The organism is Pantoea sp. KPR_PJ, assembly GCF_041386365.1.
Classification (GTDB): domain Bacteria; phylum Pseudomonadota; class Gammaproteobacteria; order Enterobacterales; family Enterobacteriaceae; genus Pantoea.
This window is the reverse complement of sequence record NZ_JABMIK010000003.1, coordinates 136910-154654: the sequence shown is the minus strand read 5'-3', so window position 1 is coordinate 154654 and position 17745 is coordinate 136910. Positions and strand designations below refer to the sequence as shown.

17 protein-coding genes are annotated in these 17745 nt (G+C 56.8%); 4 read left to right on the top strand and 13 right to left on the bottom strand.

Annotation, left to right across the window (positions count from 1 at the left end):
- Positions 1 to 55: 55 nt before the first annotated feature.
- The 3 genes from HP564_RS09180 to aroL all read right to left on the bottom strand — a co-directional run bounded on the left by HP564_RS09180 (position 56) and on the right by aroL (position 1928).
- On the bottom strand, positions 56 to 817 hold the full coding sequence (locus HP564_RS09180) for an IclR family transcriptional regulator (protein ID WP_371242282.1): 762 nt from the start codon (positions 815 to 817) through the stop codon (positions 56 to 58).
- A 273-nt stretch (positions 818 to 1090) separates the two neighbouring features.
- Positions 1091 to 1282, bottom strand: a complete 192-nt coding sequence (locus tag HP564_RS09175; RefSeq protein WP_371242280.1) for a YaiA family protein — start codon at positions 1280 to 1282, stop codon at positions 1091 to 1093.
- Between the two features lie 121 nt (positions 1283 to 1403).
- A complete protein-coding gene (gene aroL / locus HP564_RS09170) occupies positions 1404 to 1928 on the bottom strand; it encodes a shikimate kinase AroL (protein WP_371242278.1) in 525 nt (174 codons plus the stop codon).
- 281 nt (positions 1929 to 2209) lie between these two features.
- Between aroL and HP564_RS09165 the strand changes: the two genes are divergently transcribed.
- Positions 2210 to 2902 carry a DUF2076 domain-containing protein gene (locus HP564_RS09165; RefSeq protein ID WP_371242276.1) on the top strand — a complete coding sequence of 231 codons (693 nt, stop codon included), beginning with the start codon at positions 2210 to 2212 and terminating at the stop codon, positions 2900 to 2902.
- A 2-nt stretch (positions 2903 to 2904) separates the two neighbouring features.
- Here HP564_RS09165 and HP564_RS09160 read toward each other — a convergent pair whose 3' ends face one another.
- The 3 genes from HP564_RS09160 to HP564_RS09150 are packed head-to-tail and all read right to left on the bottom strand — an operon-like array spanning position 2905 to position 4326.
- Complete coding sequence (locus HP564_RS09160; RefSeq protein ID WP_371242274.1) at positions 2905 to 3354, bottom strand: YaiI/YqxD family protein; 450 nt, start codon at positions 3352 to 3354, stop codon at positions 2905 to 2907.
- Between the two features lie 9 nt (positions 3355 to 3363).
- Positions 3364 to 3807 (bottom strand): DUF421 domain-containing protein, encoded by a 444-nt coding sequence (locus HP564_RS09155; protein ID WP_371242272.1) that lies wholly within the window; start codon positions 3805 to 3807, stop codon positions 3364 to 3366.
- 9 nt (positions 3808 to 3816) lie between these two features.
- A complete protein-coding gene (locus HP564_RS09150) occupies positions 3817 to 4326 on the bottom strand; it encodes a hypothetical protein (protein ID WP_371242270.1) in 510 nt (169 codons plus the stop codon).
- Positions 4327 to 4413: 87 nt separating this feature from the next.
- Here HP564_RS09150 and proC point away from each other — a divergent pair, with 87 nt between their 5' ends.
- Positions 4414 to 5226 carry a pyrroline-5-carboxylate reductase gene (proC, locus tag HP564_RS09145; protein ID WP_371242738.1) on the top strand — a complete coding sequence of 271 codons (813 nt, stop codon included), beginning with the start codon at positions 4414 to 4416 and terminating at the stop codon, positions 5224 to 5226.
- Positions 5227 to 5261: 35 nt separating this feature from the next.
- Here the strand turns inward: proC and HP564_RS09140 are convergent, their stop codons facing one another.
- The 4 genes from HP564_RS09140 to iraP all read right to left on the bottom strand — a co-directional run bounded on the left by HP564_RS09140 (position 5262) and on the right by iraP (position 8733).
- Positions 5262 to 6788, bottom strand: a complete 1527-nt coding sequence (locus HP564_RS09140; protein WP_371242268.1) for an FAD-dependent oxidoreductase — start codon at positions 6786 to 6788, stop codon at positions 5262 to 5264.
- Between the two features lie 165 nt (positions 6789 to 6953).
- Entirely contained in the window at positions 6954 to 7865 is a 912-nt protein-coding gene (gene lpxO / locus HP564_RS09135) for a lipid A hydroxylase LpxO (RefSeq protein WP_371242266.1), read from the bottom strand.
- A 196-nt stretch (positions 7866 to 8061) separates the two neighbouring features.
- Positions 8062 to 8370 (bottom strand): PsiF family protein, encoded by a 309-nt coding sequence (locus tag HP564_RS09130; protein ID WP_371242264.1) that lies wholly within the window; start codon positions 8368 to 8370, stop codon positions 8062 to 8064.
- A gap of 108 nt (positions 8371 to 8478) precedes the next feature.
- Positions 8479 to 8733, bottom strand: a complete 255-nt coding sequence (iraP, locus tag HP564_RS09125; RefSeq protein ID WP_371242262.1) for an anti-adapter protein IraP — start codon at positions 8731 to 8733, stop codon at positions 8479 to 8481.
- 609 nt (positions 8734 to 9342) lie between these two features.
- Between iraP and HP564_RS09120 the strand changes: the two genes are divergently transcribed.
- Positions 9343 to 12468: a beta-galactosidase gene (locus HP564_RS09120; protein WP_371242260.1), complete on the top strand. Its 3126-nt coding sequence runs from the start codon at positions 9343 to 9345 to the stop codon at positions 12466 to 12468.
- Here the strand turns inward: HP564_RS09120 and HP564_RS09115 are convergent.
- Positions 12353 to 13624, bottom strand: a complete 1272-nt coding sequence (locus HP564_RS09115; RefSeq protein WP_371242258.1) for a multidrug efflux MFS transporter — start codon at positions 13622 to 13624, stop codon at positions 12353 to 12355. The two genes, HP564_RS09120 and HP564_RS09115, sit on opposite strands and share 116 nt — an antisense overlap.
- 427 nt (positions 13625 to 14051) lie before the next feature.
- On the opposite strand from HP564_RS09115, the gene HP564_RS09110 reads away from it, so the two are divergent.
- Entirely contained in the window at positions 14052 to 14300 is a 249-nt protein-coding gene (locus HP564_RS09110; RefSeq protein ID WP_371242256.1) for a biofilm development regulator YmgB/AriR family protein, read from the top strand.
- A gap of 142 nt (positions 14301 to 14442) precedes the next feature.
- On the opposite strand, the gene HP564_RS09105 is transcribed toward HP564_RS09110, so the two are convergent.
- Positions 14443 to 14739 (bottom strand): I78 family peptidase inhibitor, encoded by a 297-nt coding sequence (locus tag HP564_RS09105; protein WP_371242254.1) that lies wholly within the window; start codon positions 14737 to 14739, stop codon positions 14443 to 14445.
- 264 nt (positions 14740 to 15003) lie between these two features.
- A complete protein-coding gene (locus HP564_RS09100) occupies positions 15004 to 17607 on the bottom strand; it encodes an EAL domain-containing protein (protein ID WP_371242252.1) in 2604 nt (867 codons plus the stop codon).
- Positions 17608 to 17745 lie beyond the last annotated feature (138 nt).

Sequence of the window (17745 nt, the reverse complement as noted above, 5' to 3'; positions counted from 1 at the left end):
GCCCGAAGGCCTGGTGTTTTCCCGGTGTGGCGAAAGTATTACGCCGATAAAAAAATCAGAGTGGCATTGCGCCATATTTTTCGGCCACGTCACGGGCCGTATTCCGTAATTCATCCAGCAGTGCGGCAGGATAATTTTGCGCCCCCTCCTGTGATAAAAAGGAGAGGCAAAGCGCCGCCGTGTCACCGTGATATTTATTATGGAGTGCCACGGAAATAGAACTGATACCCGGCAGCGTTTCATTTTGTGCCAGCGACCAGCCCTGCTGCCGAATCTCCTCCAACTGCGCACAGAGAGCGTCAAGCGTTTGCGGCGAATTTGGCGGCAATGTCTGCCAGCGGCTTGCGAAGCGCTGGCGCACCTCTTCGTTACTCAGCTGCGCCAGTAGCACCCGCCCGGTTGAGGTGGCGGCGGCAGGCATCCGGCTGCCCGGCGGCGTAACCAGCTGCGTAAAGTGGCGGCCGTGAAACATGCGCAGCACAATCAAATCACAGCCGTCGAGCTGCGAGATATAGCCTATACAGCCGGTTTTATCGGCCAGCCGTGCCATCGCGGGCGAGGCGTTATCCACCAGCGGAGTAGAGAGATAGTGTCCGGCTACCGACAGCAGTACGCGACCAATATGAAAACAGCGGCTGTCTGTATCGCGCTCCAGCATTCCCTGACCTTCCATCGTCGCCAGCAGGCGCGATACGGTACTTTTCGGCAGGCGCAGTGCCTCCACAACGTCGGTAAAGGTCAGTCCCGGGTGCCCCTGCATGACGCCTTTTTGCTGAAACAGCTTTAATACCGCTGCGGCATTTTCGAGTGTGGTCATAATGGAAGTTTCATTATATGGAACTGAGTTCCTGCTTCGATGCATTAAAACTAAAGCGCAGGGAATCTGTGGTCAAGCAGCAATTTGTGAGAGGCAAAAAAGGGCGTAGTCAAATAACAGGAAGAACCGTACAGAGGGATAATTTTATATTGCCGCAAGAGGTAATAGCAGAATGGATATGTCTCCTGCGGCGCAGAAACAGGGTATAACAGCAAACAGAATTAACGGAAAAATAAGCCAGACGTTGCTGGCGTCCTTGCCAGAGAGATTGCCTTACTCTTTTTCCACATCTTCATAACGGACTTTGGCATCCTGCGCTTCCGATTCCGTTTCGTGCTCGCTAATTAAGGTATTGGGCGAGGGGTGGTCAGCACGTAATTCCCATGAGGTAACGGTGCTACCCTGCGGTCCTTTTTCAACGGCGACAACGCGGGCTTCGCGTGGATAGGGTGGTCTGGTTGGCATAGTAATCCCTCCTGGCTAGCGGTATTCCACTTGACGAGACGATTCCCGTCTGAGAACAAGTATAGCCAGGCTTAGCGCCCCAGGACGTAAAGCGGGAAGAATCTGAGAAAAAGCGCGACGGTTAGCTGGCGCGCGCCAGCGAAAGCGACTGCATAATCTGGTCTACCACGCAGTCTGGCGTCTGCATGGCGTTAATTTCATGATGTGCGGCGTCGCGATAGAGATGCGCACGTTCGCGCAGAATATCGTCCATCTCCTCCGCAATCGGGCGGCCGGTTAATGTGGGCCGCTGCGCCGCTTCCGGCTGACTTTCCAGCCGCTGCGCCAGAATATGCGACGGCGCGCTGAGCCAGATGACCTGCCCATGCTCACGCATAAAACGTCGGTTCGGCTCAGCCAGCACCATCCCTCCGCCCGTTGCAATGACCGTGGCAGGTGCCGTCACTGCCCGCAATGATTCCGTTTCGCGGGCGCGGAAGCCGTCCCATCCCTCTTCTGCCACAATCTGGGCCACGCTGCGCTGCGTGCTGCGTTGCAGATGATGATCGGTATCGCAAAAGGTATAGCCCAGCGCGCGCGCTAAGGCTTCGCCTACGGTAGTTTTGCCGCAGCCGCGTGCGCCGATCAGATAAATAGGTCGAGACATCAGGGCAGTTCCTCCGCCGTTGCAGGGCTTAAAACGCGGTGTAGCGCTGGATAATGCGAGGCATGATAGCCGGAAACCGCCAGCGCCTCTACCCGCGAAGCAAGAAATGCGCATGCTTTTCCCGCTTTCCCAGGCAATTCTTTGTTTTTTAAACGCTTAACCCTGCGCGTTTCGTGCAGATCGCGTATTGTTAACCGGCAGCAACATTTGCTTACCTGGCAGATTTTACTTTGTTGTCCGCCGCCCCCATATACTTATGAAGTCGTAACAGGAGAGCCATCATGTATAGCCAGGAACACCAATTGATTGAAGGTCTGTTCAGCCGTCTGAAACAGGCCGAAAGCCAGACCGGACCGCGTGATGCAGCGGCGGAGCAGCTGATTAAAGAGCACCTGCAACAGCAGCCCGGCGCGCCTTACTATATGGCGCAGGCGATCCTGATTCAGGAAGCCGCAATGAAGAAACTTAACGATCGCATCACCGAGCTGGAAAGCCGCCTGGCGCAGCAGCAGCAGCCCCAGCAGCCCCAGCAGAGCAGCGGCGGGTTTCTGTCGAGCCTGTTCGGTGGAGGTTCGCGTCAGCAATCCGTTCAGCAGCAGCAGCAGCCAGTATGGAACAGTGCGCCGCCGCAGCAGCAGCCGCAGTACAGCAATGCGCCGGCTGCCCCGGCGCGCGGTACCGGCTTTCTGGGCGGTGCACTGCAAACCGCCGTTGGCGTAGCGGGAGGTGTGGTGATGGCGGACATGCTGACCAGCCTGTTCCACCATTCGCAGCCGGAAGAGATTGTGAATATCATTAACGAGCCACCGTTGCCGCAGGTCGATGATAATCTCGATACCTTTAACAGCGGCGGCAGTGGTTTTCTTGACCAGAACAACGGCTGGGATAACAACTACGCGGACAATAACGACTTCAACGATCTGGGCAATGACGGCTTCGACGACTTTAATAACGATGACGACAGCTTTGTCTGATTTCAGCGCTGTCGACGCGTCAGCCAGCTATCCAGCGCGTTAGCAAACTGCTGGCGGTCACGCGGACTCATGGCCGCTGGGCCGCCCGTTTGCACGCCACTGGCGCGCAGGGTATCCATAAAGTCGCGCAGGGTAAGTTTTTCGCGAATGGTGGCGGGTGAATAGCGCTCACCACGCGGGTTTAACGCCTCCCCCCCTTTCTCCAGCACCTCGGCCGCCAGCGGAATATCGGCGGTGATCACCAGGTCTCCCGCTTCGACACGCTTCACAATCTCATTATCCGCCACGTCAAACCCGGCCGGTACGCGCAGTGTTTTTAACCAGGGCGACGGCGGTACGCGCAGTGACTGATTGGCGACAAAGGTCACCTGCGTTTTCGTGCGATCCGCTGCACGGTAGAGCACCTCTTTAATAACGTTGGGGCAGGCGTCGGCATCAACCCAGATAACCATTTTCTTTCCTTACTCTTTGGGAATAATAGAGATCTTGCCGGTCTTCTCCAGAATGGCAAACTTTATTTGGTCCAGCCGCTCCAGCCCCTGCGTACTGCGTGCGCTTTGCAGAATGTCCTCTTCGTCGATGCCAGCCCGCCTCGCCCGCTGGCGCAGCAGTTTGCCTTCCTCCACCAGAATCAGCGATGAGCCATCAATCAGCCGCTCCACACGAGGAAAGTGCGTTTTCAGCGTGCCAAACAGCATATCGATCACGACGAGCGTGATGATGGTTAAGCCGGCACCGGTAACAGAGAAATCATCACCCAGCAGCGCCTGCTGCGTTGCTTCGCTGATGATCAGGAGCAAAATCAGGTCGAAAGAGGTCATCTCCATCAGCGTACGACGCCCGGCGATTTTAAACACCACCATCAACAGCAGATACATACTGACTGCGCGCAAAACGGTTTCCATAGTGAGCTCCTAGGGGTAAACAAACTGGCTGAACTGCACGCGCGAAGTATCATCCAGCGTGACGATAATATCGTAACGACCAAAATCCTGCGGCTGCGTGCCGATCCAGACCGTCGCCTCCTGCTGATCCGCGCGGCGATGCCAGCGCAGCACCAGGCTGTCGCTGGTACTCCAGGCTTCATCCGGCTGCGGCTGGAGCGTCTGCAACTGTATCGCGTCCAGCTGCGGGCCGCGCAGCCGGATTTCGTAGCGGTTACCGCGCAGCTGTTTCAGGCGCAGCGTCATATCCATGTTGCTTTCCCGCCGCCCAAAGCGCTCATAGTCCACCTCCAGGCGGCTATCCGCGCTGGCTGCACGCTGATTGCTCAGCCATCCTTTGGAGAAAAGGCCCACTGCACCCGCCAGCACTAACAGCAGTAGCAGTACAAAACCGACGCGCTGAATGTGCCACTCCAGCCGCTGCCACGGCATGTTCTCTTTAACCGGGTAGTGCCGGCTCTGATTTTCGTTATCTGCCATCCAGCCTCTCCTTTACTGACTTGTTATTAATCCTGGCTGAAGTAAGCTAACGCGTTAAGATTTTCGAACATGCTTAAGGAAACGGCGATGCTGGAGAAGAAAATTGGATTTATTGGCGGCGGCAATATGGCCAAAGCCATTATTGGCGGAATGGTTAAAAGTGGCCAGGTGGCACCGTCCAACATCTGGGTTTTTGATCGTAAAGCCGAAACCAACCAGGCGCTGGCGCGCGAGCACGGCATTCACGCCGCTGAAAGCGCAGAGGCGCTGGCGCGCGAGGTGGATATCCTGTTCGGCGCGGTCAAACCAAACGTTATCCTGAAAGTGCTGAAAGATCTGGCGGGCCAGCTGAAAAAAGAGGCGCTGGTGGTCTCGATTGCCGCTGGCGTGACGCTTGATTCCCTGGCAACGGTGCTGGGCCACGACCGGAAGATCGTGCGCGTTATGCCAAACACCCCGTCACTGGTCAATGAAGGCATGACCTCAGTAACGCCCAACGTGCTGGTTGAGCAGCCAGAGGTGGACGATGTGGTCGCCATATTTGAAAGCTTCGGCAAGGCAGCGGTAGTCAGCGAATACCTTATCCACTCGGTGGTCGGCGTCAGCGGCTCAGCCCCCGCCTATGTATTTATGTTTATTGAAGCGATGGCTGACGCCGCAGTGCTTGGCGGTATGCCGCGCGCCCAGGCCTACCAGTTTGCGGCACAGGCGGTGAAAGGCTCGGCGCAAATGGTGCTGGAAACCGGCAAACATCCCGGCGAGCTGAAAGATATGGTCTGCTCGCCCGGCGGCACCACCATTGAGGCAGTGAAGGTGCTGGAAGAGAAGGGCTTCCGGGCGGCAGTAATGGAAGCGATGCAGCAGTGCATGGCGAAGTCTGAAGCGCTGAGCAAAAAGTAGTGCGCAGGCGGAGCCGCTTTTGGCTCCGCCCTCAGCTACGCCTGCGAGCTCTCCACCCGCGCCAGCGCCTGTTCCATCGTCATCGGCTGCTGCATCTCCTCTGTCAGCGACGCCGTCAGGGTATATTTACCGCAGGAGAAGATGGCAGCCAGCTTGCCCTGCTGCCCATAAAGCGCAATAAAGTTTTTTTCCTCCAGCGAGCCAATAAGCCGGTATTCATCCCACTTTTCCGCATGGCCAAGATACTCGTAGCGCGTACCGAAATGCGTGGTCCAGAAAAACGGCACGCGGTCATACACCATGCGCTTGTCCAGCATGTTGAAAGCGGCGATGCGCCCCTGCTGATGGGCGACGCGATAGTGTTCAACACGCAGTGGTCCCTGCGGCGTCAGATAGCTGGCAATATCGCCCGCCACCCAGACGTTCTCAGTGACCCGCAGCTGGCTGTCAGCGAGCAGGCTGCCATCCTCACGCAGCGGCAGATCGTGAATAAACCCGGTAGCCGGCTTAATGCCGGTAGCCAGTAGCACCACATCGGCCTTAATGCGCTGGCCATCCTGCATCCGCAGCGCGGTAACATGATGCTCGCCTTCCAGCGCGGCCGGATCGCCATCAACAAACTGAACGCCGTTGCCCCGATGCAAATCACGAAAGTAGTGGCCAATCTGTTCACCAAACTGCTGTGCGAACGGCAGCGGATGACGTGCGACCACCGTGACCTCGACGTCGCGGTCACGCAGCGCTGAGGCCATTTCCATGCCAATGAAGCTGTTGCCAATAATGACCAGCTGCTGGCTTTTATCCACCTCTTTCAACAGTTCATCAGCCTGATGCCGCGAGCGCAGCAGATGCACGCCTGCCAGGTCGCTGCCGGGCAGCTCAGGCCGCTGCGGAGCCCCTCCAGAAGCGATAAGCAGTTTGTCGTAAAACAGCGACGCACCGTCAGCAAAATGGAGACGCTGCTCGCGCGTATCCAGCCGCGTCACCTCACCCTGTACGCGATCAACGTGCTGCAATATATCCTCTTTCAGGATGCGCGGTACTTCACTGATATCCATCTTGCCGGAGGGGACAAATTTGGTCAGCGCCGTGCGGTCGTAAGGCGCATCCGATTCGCGCTCTACCAGCACAATCTTTCCTTTAAACCCGTCACGACGCAGCGTCCAGACAGCCGCGCTGCCCGCCGCGCCGCCGCCGAGCACCGCATAGACTGGCGCATCAGCGCCGCTGCCGATGGGCGTCGCAGAGGACATCGCTTTGGGATTCACCTGTACAATGCCGTTTTCAACGCGCAGCGGATACTGTTTCAGATCAGCCAGGGCCAGCGGTTCACACATGTGCCCCTCTTCCAGCGAAAACACCGCCTTGTGCCACGGGCAGACCAGCTTGTCATCGCAGACAGCGCCCTGCTCCAGCGGTGCGCCCGCATGAGGACAGGTGGCCTGAAAGGCGCGCACCTTCTCGCCATCGCGGATCAGCACGATATCGGTGTCGGCGACGTTGACTTTCACAGGCTGGCGCTCAGGCAGATCGTTTAATGCCGTAACGGGCTGATAATTCATGACGTGGCTCCTTCGTTGTTATGGATACGCACGGCATCAGGCCGGCGCGTTTACCCCTGTAAAAAGTAAGTGTGGCAAAGGAAAACGAAAGGCTGGGTCCGAAAATAAAAAAAGCGGCTAACCTGTTGTTTAGCCGCCTGTTTAAATTCTTAACAAGTATGAATATCAAAGAAAAAGGCTGGGAATAATAATCAGCGCAAAGATCGCGGCGATTAAGCCATGCTTGACCCAGTAATAGAGTTTACGGTTGCGTTTTTTCAGTCTCTGCCCGGCATCGCGCAGCGCATAAACATATTTGAAAATGCGGTTGATAAAGCCGGTGCGGTCATTCTCATCATTAGGTGAAGCGGCGGCTGACATCAGAGCGCTGCCGACCCAGTGATTGACCGACTGCGCCCAGCGCCACTTCATCGGGCGTTCAATGTCACAAAACAGAATAATACGCGTCTGCTCGCTCTGATTCTGCGCCCAGTGCACGTAAGTTTCATCAAAGATCACCGCCTCGCCGTCGCGCCAGCTATGGCGCTGGCGATCAACTTCAATAAAGCAGCGATCGTCATTAGGCGTATGCAGTCCAAGATGATAGCGAACCGATCCGGCATAGGGATCGCGATGTTTGCCCAGGTGACTACCGGCTGGCAGCTCCGCGAACATCGCCGCCTTAACAGAAGGAATGCGGCTGACCAGCTCGGTTGTTATCGGGCACAGTTCGCGCGCGGAGGGATGTGCATCGCTATACCATTTCAGGTAAAAGCGCTTCCATCCGCGCTTAAAGAAGGTGTTAAAACCGGCGTCGTTATTGGTTTGTGCCGCTTTGATATGATCCTGCAGGCGCAGCGCCTCTTCCCGAATGACCTGCCAGTTATCCGTCAGCTGACGCAGCTCAGGAAAATCTTCCGTGGGAAAATAGGGTTGTTTACGCGGCAACGTTGAGAGCCCGGTCATAAACATGTTGATCGGTGCCATGAAGGTCGAATGATCGAAAAGCTGGCGCGAAAACTTCTGTTTTTCTACGCCGCGGGAGTGAGCATAGCAAACGCTGATAATAAAGATACCGATAATAATTATCGCAACCATACAACGGGTTCCTGTGTTGCATTAGAGAAATCGCCGCTGCGCGAAGCGTAGCGGAGAGAGAGACGATAATCATTAGACAGGTTTTCGCTTCTTTTTTGGCAACGCGTGCGGCCATATTTATATGTTTAAACGCAGGTTAACCAGGGAAAGTGCAAGAAGAGAACACGGCCGCTGTGCGACCGTGCCAGATAAAGGATCAGGCTTTTTTCAGGCAGGTGCTCATAAAGGTTTTCCGTGCATCTCCGCTCAGCTTTTTATCGCCCGCTTCGGTATTGCAACTTTTCATTTTCATCTGCTGTGGTGTCATGCCCGACATTTTACTCTCTTTTTTCAGGCACTCGCTCATAAAGGATTTGCGCGCGTCGCCTTTCAGGTTTTGCGACGTGGCATGCTGGTTACACTGGGTCATTTTTTGCTGCTGGGCGGTTTTCTCGGCGGCTTGTGCCACGCCGACACTACTGACCAGAATGGCGGAAACCATTGCTACGGTTAAACACACTTTCATGGCGGAAACTCCCTTAATAAGTCACGCGTTAATTTTGGCACGAGGTAAATGAAGCGGTAAAGATTTGTAGAAATCTGCAGCCCCGATCGCACTACAACGGCGGTCTGTTCAGACGCGTGGATGATTGAGTAATTTATCCAGATAATTGCGCAGCAAAAGGGCATCTTCGCTGTGGGTGTCAGTATTTGCATTATGCATGGCATCATCAATGCCTGCCGCAATCGCCTGCTGTTGTTCTGGCTCAAGCTTACGCAGCATCGCGGTAACAATAATTTCCAGCGCCTCGACCTGAGCAACCAGCTCTTTTGACTCTTCTTCTTTAGCCGCCAGTTTCACCAGCAATTCTGCGATAAGGTTTTTCATGCCCTTGTCCCATGGGTAAACAAAAGCAGAAGTTATCATCGGCCAAAATAAAAAAACAGCCTTTTTCAACAGATTTAAGCCCACTGTTTTATTTCACTTTTTATTAAAACAGCGGACAAGAAGCATATTTAAGAAAAGCGAAACGTTTTGCCGTTAATTAAGCGAAACGTAAATCGTTTCAGCCTGAGTAATAGTGACGCTTTATAGATATTAGCGTGGGCCATTGAAACCGTGGCCGTGCCCTCCTCCACCAGGACCACCCCAGCCACCACCCGGCGGAGGAAACATACAGCCGCTCAGCGCAGCAATCAGTGCAGTAACAGCGGCCAGTTTGACGATTCGTACCATAATCACCTCAGATTCACCTAAAACGGCCTGAGTGTATGAGCGAGAAAATCGGGCGACAAGAGAGAATACTCTTACTCCACGCGGTATTAATCCTTGCATACCATGCTTAACTGTTCCCTGGCACAAAAGTGACAAAAAAGTGTGTGCCAGACGAATGGTTGTCCTGCTCAGAAAAAAATAGTGCCGTTTGCGTCACAGCAAGCCTTTACAGATGACGTAAAAAACACCATTGTGAGCGCAATACATTCAGAGGGTTTCGCTATGCCAGCATCAGAGGTTTCACTGAGCACTATTCTTGCCCGACGCGACTGGGAAAATCCGGTCATCACCAGCCTTAATCGCCTTGATGCTCATCCTCCCTTTGCCAGCTGGCGTAGCGAAACGGCGGCACGTGACGAGACCGTTTCGCCCTCGCTGCGCAGCCTGAACGGTCAGTGGACTTTCAGCTATTTTACCCGGCCTGAGGTTGTGCCCCAAAGCTGGCTGCTTCAGGATCTGCCCGACGCTGATACCCTTCCGGTGCCTGCCAACTGGCAAATGCATGGCTATGACGCGCCCATTTATACCAACGTGCAATATCCTGTCCCGGTTAATCCACCTTACGTGCCCTGCGACAACCCGACAGGATGTTACTCGCTCACATTCGAAGCCGATCAGAGCTGGCTTGCGTCAGGTCAGACACGCATTATTTTTGATGGAGTCAACTCGGCTTTTTATCTCTGGTGCAATGGTCAGTGGATAGGCTATTCGCAGGACAGCCGTCTGCCTGCTGAATTCGACCTCAGCGCGGCACTGGTCAGCGGCACGAACCGCCTGGCGGTGATGGTGCTGCGCTGGTGCGACGGCAGCTACCTTGAGGATCAGGATATGTGGCGCATGAGCGGTATCTTCCGTGATGTCTCGCTGCTGCATAAGCCTGCGGTGCACCTCGCCGATATCCAGCTTGAAACGCTGCTTAGTCCGGAGTACCGCAGCGCACAGCTACTGGCGCGAGTGCGCGTGACGGCGCAAGATGCCGCCCTGAAACTGCGGCTGACGCTATGGCGTGATGGAACGAAAACCGGTGTAACAGAGCAGTCGACAGGCAGCGCCATTATTGATGAGCGTGGCCATTATGCGGATCGCGCTGAGGTGTGCCTGCATGTTGAGGCACCGGAACTCTGGAGTGCCGAAGTCCCTGCCCTCTATCGAGTCACCCTGGCGCTGCTTGATGCACAGGGAGAGGTGCTGGAGGTGGAGGCATATGATATTGGCTTTCGTCGCGTCGCCATTGAGAATGGCCTGCTCTGCCTGAACGGTAAACCGCTGCTGATACGTGGCGTAAACCGCCATGAGCATCATCCGGAAAAAGGCCAGGTGGTGGATGAAGCGACCATGCGTCGTGATATTGAACTGATGAAGCAGCATAATTTCAACGCGGTGCGCTGTTCCCATTACCCTAACCATCCGCTCTGGTATCGCCTGTGTGATCGGTACGGCCTGTATGTGGTAGATGAGGCCAATATCGAAACGCACGGCATGCAGCCGATGAGTCGCCTGGCGGACGATCCACGCTGGTTTGCCGCCTTCAGTGAACGGGTCACGCGTATGGTGCAGCGTGACCGCAACCATTGCAGCATCATTATCTGGTCGCTGGGCAATGAATCGGGACACGGCAGTACCCATGACGCGCTCTACCGCTGGGTGAAAAGTGCAGACTCAACGCGTCCGGTTCAGTATGAAGGGGGCGGCGCGAACAGTCTGGCGACGGATATTGTTTGCCCGATGTATGCCCGCGTCGATGAGGATCAGCCTTTTCCCGCCGTACCAAAATGGTCGTTGAAAAAGTGGCTCAGCCTGCCTGGTGAAAATCGTCCGCTGATCCTGTGTGAATATGCACATGCCATGGGCAACAGCCTGGGGGGATTTGCCAAATACTGGGCGGCATTTCGCCAGTTTCCTCGCCTGCAGGGCGGCTTTGTCTGGGACTGGGTTGACCAGAGCCTGACGCGTTATGACGCGGCAGGTCATCCCTGGCAGGCTTACGGTGGCGACTTTGGCGACACGCCCAACGACCGACAGTTTTGCATGAACGGGCTGGTCTTTTCTGACCGCACGCCTCATCCCGCGCTCTATGAAGCACAGCGCGCGCAGCAGTTCTTTCACTTCTCGCCAGACGCGCGCGATCCCTGGCAGTTTAGCGTCAGCAGCGACTATCTGTTTCGCCACAGTGATAATGAGGTGCTGCGCTGGCGCATCGAGCAACAGGGTGAGGTCGTGGCGCAAGGTGACGTTGCCCTGGAGCTTGCCCCGCAGGGCACTCAGCTTATCCGCCTTACACCGGTTAACAATCTGTCAGGTGAATGCTGGCTGAACGTGGCCGTACATCAGCGCAACGCGACCGCCTGGTCAGAAGCCGACTGCCTTGTCGCCTGGCATCAGTGGCGGCTGCCCGCCGCGCTGCACCTGCCCGCCACGGCGGCAAGCGGCGAGCCACCGACGTTGACGGTCGGCGACGATCTGATTGCCGTCGCGCACCGCCGTCAGCGCTGGCATTTTTCCCGCCATAGCGGCGAGCTGGTGCAGTGGATTATTGATGAGCAGGAGATGCTGCTGTCACCGCTGCAAGACTGTTTTATTCGCGCGCCGCTGGATAACGACATCGGCACCAGTGAGGCGGAGCGCATCGATCCTGATGCCTGGTCAGAACGCTGGAAGGCCGCCGGTTATGACACCCTGACCTGCCGCATTGAGCGGACAGAGACAGGGGCGCTGCCGGAGGCGGTTGAGCTGACCGTGCTGCACGGCTGGTATGCCAGAGAGAAGCTGGCGTTTATCAGCCACAAGCGTTACCGCATTGATGCACAGGGTGTGATGAAGGTGGAAGTTGAGGTTGAACAGGCTGCCGGATTGCCCGCACCCGCACGCATCGGTCTGCGCTGCCAGCTTGCCAGCCCCCCTCAGCAGGTAAGCTGGCTGGGACTTGGCCCGCATGAAAACTATCCTGACCGCCAGCTGGCGGCGCAGTTTTCGCGCTGGCAGCTGCCGTCAGAAGCGCTGCATACGCCCTATGTCTTCCCCAGTGAAAACGGCCTGCGCGGCGGCACGCGCCAGCTTGAGGCTGGCCACTGGCAGGTCAGCGGTGACTTCAGCTTTGCGTTAAGTCGCTACAGCCTGGAGCAACTGCGTGACACCTCGCATCGCCACCTGCTGCACGCGGAGCCCGGATGCTGGCTACATCTCGACGCTGCACATATGGGCGTGGGGGGCGACGACTCGTGGAGCCCGAGCGTCAGCGCAGAGTATCTGTTGACTCAGCAGCGCTGGCGTTATGCGCTTCTTTTTTCTCCGTCGACGCCAGGAGCGTGCGCGGACGACGATAAAAACGCGCCAGCAGCAGCACGTTAAGCAGCACCACCAGCGCCGTGGCAAAAAAGACCCAGCGGTAGCCGGTCAGCGCCGACACCGCCGCGCCAAGCAGTGGACCGGCGACGTTGCCAAGATACATAAACGACTGGTTGTAGCCGAAGATACGGCCGGTGATGTTATCGCGGGAGTGACGCACCAGCAGCGTTTGCACCGCCGGCATCATCGCGCCATCGGCAAAGCCGAGCAGAAAGCGCAGCACGCCAAGCTGGGTGACGCTGGTGACAAAAGACATGGCGAGCAGCAGCAGCAGCGACACGACCATGGTGGCCAACAGGATGCGCTGAGTACCGATGCGGTCGCCCAGGCGTCCAAGCCGCGGTGCGGCAATCAGCGCTGAAACACCCGGTAGCGCGGCCACCACCCCGCTCAGGAAAGCGATATTCTCCGCTGTCGGTGCCAGCTCGCGCACAAACAGCGTCAGGATGGGGTTGACCGAGCCGTTACACATCTGAATCACCAGGGTGGTGATAAACAGGCACAACATCAGCTTCGGGTTATCCAGCGAGGCAAACACCTCGCGGCCGCTTAGCTTCGCCTTTTTGCTAACCGGCGTGTAGCCCGTCTCTTTAATCAAAAACAGCGTCACCAGAAAACTGACAAGCAGCAGCGCGGCGGTCACGATAAAAACCATGCGCAGCCCCACCCAGTCAGCCAGCAAGCCGCCCAGCATCGGACCGAGGATCACGCCGCTAATCTGCCCGGTTGACACGCAGCTCAGCGCCCAGCCGCTGCGTTCACGCGGTACCTGTGCCGCCACCAGCGCCATGGCATTGGGGATATAGCCAGAGGTTAAGCCCATCAGCGCACGCAGCAGCAGCAGCTGCCACGCCTGCGTAACAAACGCCTGTAGCAGGATCACCACCCCCATACCGAAGGCGGCGCGCAGTAGCATCAACTTGCGCCCTTTCCGGTCGGCGAGACTGCCCCACAGCGGCGCGACAGCGGCCGAGACGATAAAGGTGATGCTAAACGTTAGTCCTGACCAGATGCTGAGCGCATCGCCGCCAGAGATGCCCAGTTGCTCAATATAAAGCGGCAAAAAGGGAATGATCTGGCTGATAGCCAGCCCGGTAAAAAAGCAGCCGAACCAGACCGAGATAAGATTAATTTTCCAGGATTCGATTGTGCGTGGCATGAGCGAGCAGACAATAGCGGAAGAAGAGGTGAGTCTAACAACGCCTTTAAAACAGCGAGCGGCAAATAATGGCACAAAATGAAAAAAACCATTTTTTACTGCACAGCGGCCTTTTTCACTGCGATAAATAGAGAGTTAACGTCGGTTTTCAGTGAATATCTGCCGCTTTTTAAGCGCAACCGCGTCGAATCTTCAGTCAGCGATAAAGGAGGATAAAAAAATATTTCATTCTGTTACTGACAAGAGCTGGCGTCAGTTCTATGTTTAAAAAAACGCCAGTTCTCACTGACGTCGGTGTGCTGTCCCGGCCACGCTAACGCCTCTGCCCGAGCCTGATGCGGCGAGGTCCACAATATCAAACCATGTTGGCCATCACGCTGCTTCGGCACGTCGTGACAGGCATGCTGTCGCCTTAGAAGAGGTGAATATGAGAGCTCAAAACAGTGCCAGCCGTGCGATTGTGGACTACTTCAACAGCCCTGCGTGGCATGCCCCACAGGAGTCAGATCTGCTGGCAGTTATCCTGCGCGAGCTGATGGAAGCAGGTCAGCCCGCCACTAACAAGGCGGTGATTGCGCGCGTGATACAGCGGCTCGAAGTCGAAGGCGATGCGCGCCGCCTGCATAATTACCGCCAGCTGCTGGCGCAGCTTATGGAAATGGGTCCGCAGGATTAAGGCAAAAAAATTCCCGCCGAAGCGGGAAAATAAAACGAGCAGTGCACAGTGAGAGTAACGGGGAAATCTCTGTTATCCACGCCTTATTCTCGTCGCTGTCGATGACAGCCGCATGACAATGCTGCGCCTCTTTTATGACGCGTCAGCCGCAGTAAACTTTGCTGATGGTGTCACTCTTGTCCGCCAGAAAATTTATCCGACGCAGATTGAAATCCATGGTGACCGCGCTGTTCCAGGGAATGGCGCGCACCGGCGTGTCGAAACGCAGACTGCTGACGGCGCTGAGCGGCTTGCCCACATAGCTCTGATACTGCGAAGCGCCGCAGATATCGTTTTCCGCGTCAGCTCCCGCCGCAGCGGTTTCTGTTTTACCGGAGGACTGACAGGCGGCCAGGACCAGCACACCCAGCGCCAGCAGCGCTTTTCCGTAATTTTTCACGTTTTCTCCTCATTGACGTGGTGAACACGAGCCAAAGAGTAGCAAAGCCTCGCTTCCGACTTAAGCTCATCGCACTGAAAAGGGCGACGCTGTAGCCGGGCGGTGTCGACCGCCTTCACATTTTTCAGATAATTCGCACTTCCTGTCCAACGCTTCTGCCTGGGATCGCTAGAATTATTAGGAGTAATCTGAGGAGAAAAGTATGGAACTGGCAATCTTTGTGGGCTTTGCCGTTCTGATGACCGCCGTGGCGGTTAAAGTCCGTTAAGCCCGAATCTGTGTAGTTTGAGATGTTGTTTCCAGAAGCGCAGTAAAGGCCACCAGCGGCATGGGCCGCCCTAAAAAGTAGCCCTGCCCCTCTTCACACGAGAGCCGCTTTAACTGGTCGAGCTGCGCTTCTGTCTCAATCCCTTCTGCCGTAATCGTCAGCGCAAATGCATGCGCCAGCGCGATAATGCCTGCCACCACCGATTCCGCCTGCTGCGACTCCGGGAAATCCTTCATCCACGAGCGGTCGATCTTGAGCCCATTGAACGGGAACGTTTTCAGATAGCCCAGCGCGGCATAACCGGTACCAAAATCATCCACCGTCAGCCGCACGCCAAGTGCACGCAGCCCCTGCATAACCTCCAGCGCCTGTTGAGGATGTTCAAAGGTGACGTTCTCCGTAATCTCCAGTTCTAGCCGCGTGGCGGGCAGCCCGCTGTGCTCCAGCGCACGTGCGACCCGCTGTACCAGGTCGGTGGTGCGAAATTCCACCGGAGAAATGTTGACCGAAACATATCGCTCTGCGCCCCATGCGCTGGCATCTCCGCAGGCACGCGCCAGCACCCAGTCACTGATGGCAACGATCAGTCCATTTTCCTCTGCAAGCGGAATAAAGCGATCGGGTGCCACTGGCGGCCCCGAGGCGGGTTGCCAGCGGATCAGCGCTTCCGCGCCCGCCAGACGGCCGTTTTGCAACTGGTAACGCGGCTGATAGTGCAGGATAAACTCATCATTATGCAGTGCCTGTTCAATGCGCTGCGCCATTTCGCGTTTGTGGTCGTGCTGGCTGGCCATATTACTGGCGTACCAGACCCAGCGGTTGCGCCCTGCGGCACGTGCTTCATTGAGGGCAATATCGGACAGTCGCAGCAGCGCCTCCGGCTGGCTGGCATCCTGCGGCGCGCGAGCAATACCGATGCTGGCAGTCAGATAATGGGCGTGCTGGCCGGTATAAACGGGCTGCTGCACCTCATGCAGCAGCCTTGTGCAGCGATGCGCGATGGCGTCAGCCTCCCCCTCTTGTAGCACCAGTACAAATTCATTGCCGCCCAGCCGCGCCGCCAGCTCATCTGCACCCACCTCGCGTTGCAGACGCTGCGCTATCTGGTTCAGCACCAGGTCGCCCACCGCATGACCCCAGGTGTCATTCAGCGGTTTAAACTGATCGATGTCGAGACTGACAATTGTCAGCGGGATAGCCTCATGGGCCGGTTCAAGATGTTGCGTAAGAAAGGCCCGCAGCTGGGCGCGGTTTGAGAGTCCGGTCAGTGGGTCATGGTGCGACAGGAACTCAATGCGCGCTTCCGCCTCCATGCTCTGGGTTATATCAGAGACCGTGCCGCGAAAACCGACGCGGCGGCCCTTATGCCAGACCGTTTTTGCCACCAGATAGCCAATGCGGCGTTCTCCCTGTGCGCTCATAAACTGACAGCGCAGCGGCGAAGAGGCGCTGTTTTCCTCCTGCCGCATCAGCCAGGCCACCAGGGAATGGCTGGGATGGGTTAACAGACGATCGATGTGCTGTCCGGTCCAGTCCCCAATAAGATGGCCGGTTACTCGCTGAAAGCGGGAGGAGAGATAGATGAGATGCCCCTGCTCATCTGTTTCCCAGATCCAGTCCGATGCAGCTTCGGCCAGATCGCGAAAGCGCGCTTCGCTGCTGGCGAGCTCCTGCTGGCTGAGGGCCAGCATGGCGAAACGGCGATCGGAGAGTGCGGCATTGTTGAGCGCGTGACGGCTGACGCGGCACGCAATCCAGCCCGTGATCAGCGCCAGTGCCGCCAGAATCGGCAGCAGCTGTAACAGCAGGCGTGTACCGGGCATTTTCGGCTGCCAGCGCAGCACCACAGGCGTGCCATCCCCCGTCTCCTGCCTCAGCCCCGGCTGCAAAGCCGCGTCCTGGCGGTCAGTTGCGTCGCGAAGTGCCCGGACGTCAAGCATTTTCCCCAGCGTCTGCAGTTTCTCTGGCGTAAACAGGTTAACGAAAACCATCACCGACGGCGCACCAGCGACCTCAGGCAGATGTGGCACTTTTCCCATGGTAACCGGCGCAGCCACCAGAATACCGGGCTGCTGACTGACCACCACGTTACGCGCCAGCGCCCTGTGGTTCAGTTTGCGCGCGTCATGCAGCAGCGCAGCGGCTGGCTGACCCAGCCACGCCTCCAGCGATACTTCCGCGAGTTTGCCATTCAGCATGGCGTAGCGCGTACGCCCCTGGCCGTCGATAATGAAAACACCTTCGTAGTGATACTGGTTATAGAGATCCGGCCCAAAGTTCGCCTCATCCCACGCCCAGGTTTTATTCACCGAGGCGTGCAGGTTGCGCCAGGCTTCACCCCAGAAGGCATAGTCGCGCACATCGGTCAGCATGGTTTCCTGGCGCGACTGCCACATCTGGCGTAGCAGCTGACGATCGCGATCGGTCGCGTCATGATTCTGCCGCTGAGCAATGATGATCACCATGACGACAGAGAGCATCAGCACGCCGGTGAGCAGCAGCGTCAAAATGCGCAGGCTACGACGCGTGTTACGCAGCGTGCGATCTTCAGCCGTCAGCGCCAACAGGCGCGACGGCAATTCCGGTGGAACAAAAGTCATCAGGGGCGCTCACAACAAAGCGGTAACATTCGTTGGGCTGACGCACGATCTTCTGCTGGCGCAGCTTTTACGAACAGGCTTAAGTCGTTATCGGCGCGCGGCGGCATGGTTTTAGCCTGAGGGCAGAATTTCCTGCCG

Coding starts and splice junctions, on each gene's coding strand:
- HP564_RS09165 (WP_371242276.1), top strand. CDS start 2,210: ATGTATAGCCAGGAACACCAATTGATTGAAGGTCTGTTCAGCCGTCTG.
- HP564_RS09140 (WP_371242268.1), bottom strand. CDS start 6,788: ATGAATTATCAGCCCGTTACGGCATTAAACGATCTGCCTGAGCGCCAG.
- HP564_RS09130 (WP_371242264.1), bottom strand. CDS start 8,370: ATGAAAGTGTGTTTAACCGTAGCAATGGTTTCCGCCATTCTGGTCAGT.
- lpxO (WP_371242266.1), bottom strand. CDS start 7,865: ATGGTTGCGATAATTATTATCGGTATCTTTATTATCAGCGTTTGCTAT.
- proC (WP_371242738.1), top strand. CDS start 4,414: ATGCTGGAGAAGAAAATTGGATTTATTGGCGGCGGCAATATGGCCAAA.
- HP564_RS09110 (WP_371242256.1), top strand. CDS start 14,052: ATGAGAGCTCAAAACAGTGCCAGCCGTGCGATTGTGGACTACTTCAAC.
- aroL (WP_371242278.1), bottom strand. CDS start 1,928: ATGTCTCGACCTATTTATCTGATCGGCGCACGCGGCTGCGGCAAAACT.
- HP564_RS09180 (WP_371242282.1), bottom strand. CDS start 817: ATGACCACACTCGAAAATGCCGCAGCGGTATTAAAGCTGTTTCAGCAA.
- HP564_RS09115 (WP_371242258.1), bottom strand. CDS start 13,624: ATGCCACGCACAATCGAATCCTGGAAAATTAATCTTATCTCGGTCTGG.
- HP564_RS09120 (WP_371242260.1), top strand. CDS start 9,343: ATGCCAGCATCAGAGGTTTCACTGAGCACTATTCTTGCCCGACGCGAC.
- iraP (WP_371242262.1), bottom strand. CDS start 8,733: ATGAAAAACCTTATCGCAGAATTGCTGGTGAAACTGGCGGCTAAAGAA.
- HP564_RS09160 (WP_371242274.1), bottom strand. CDS start 3,354: ATGGTTATCTGGGTTGATGCCGACGCCTGCCCCAACGTTATTAAAGAG.
- HP564_RS09100 (WP_371242252.1), bottom strand. CDS start 17,607: ATGACTTTTGTTCCACCGGAATTGCCGTCGCGCCTGTTGGCGCTGACG.
- HP564_RS09155 (WP_371242272.1), bottom strand. CDS start 3,807: ATGGAAACCGTTTTGCGCGCAGTCAGTATGTATCTGCTGTTGATGGTG.
- HP564_RS09175 (WP_371242280.1), bottom strand. CDS start 1,282: ATGCCAACCAGACCACCCTATCCACGCGAAGCCCGCGTTGTCGCCGTT.
- HP564_RS09150 (WP_371242270.1), bottom strand. CDS start 4,326: ATGGCAGATAACGAAAATCAGAGCCGGCACTACCCGGTTAAAGAGAAC.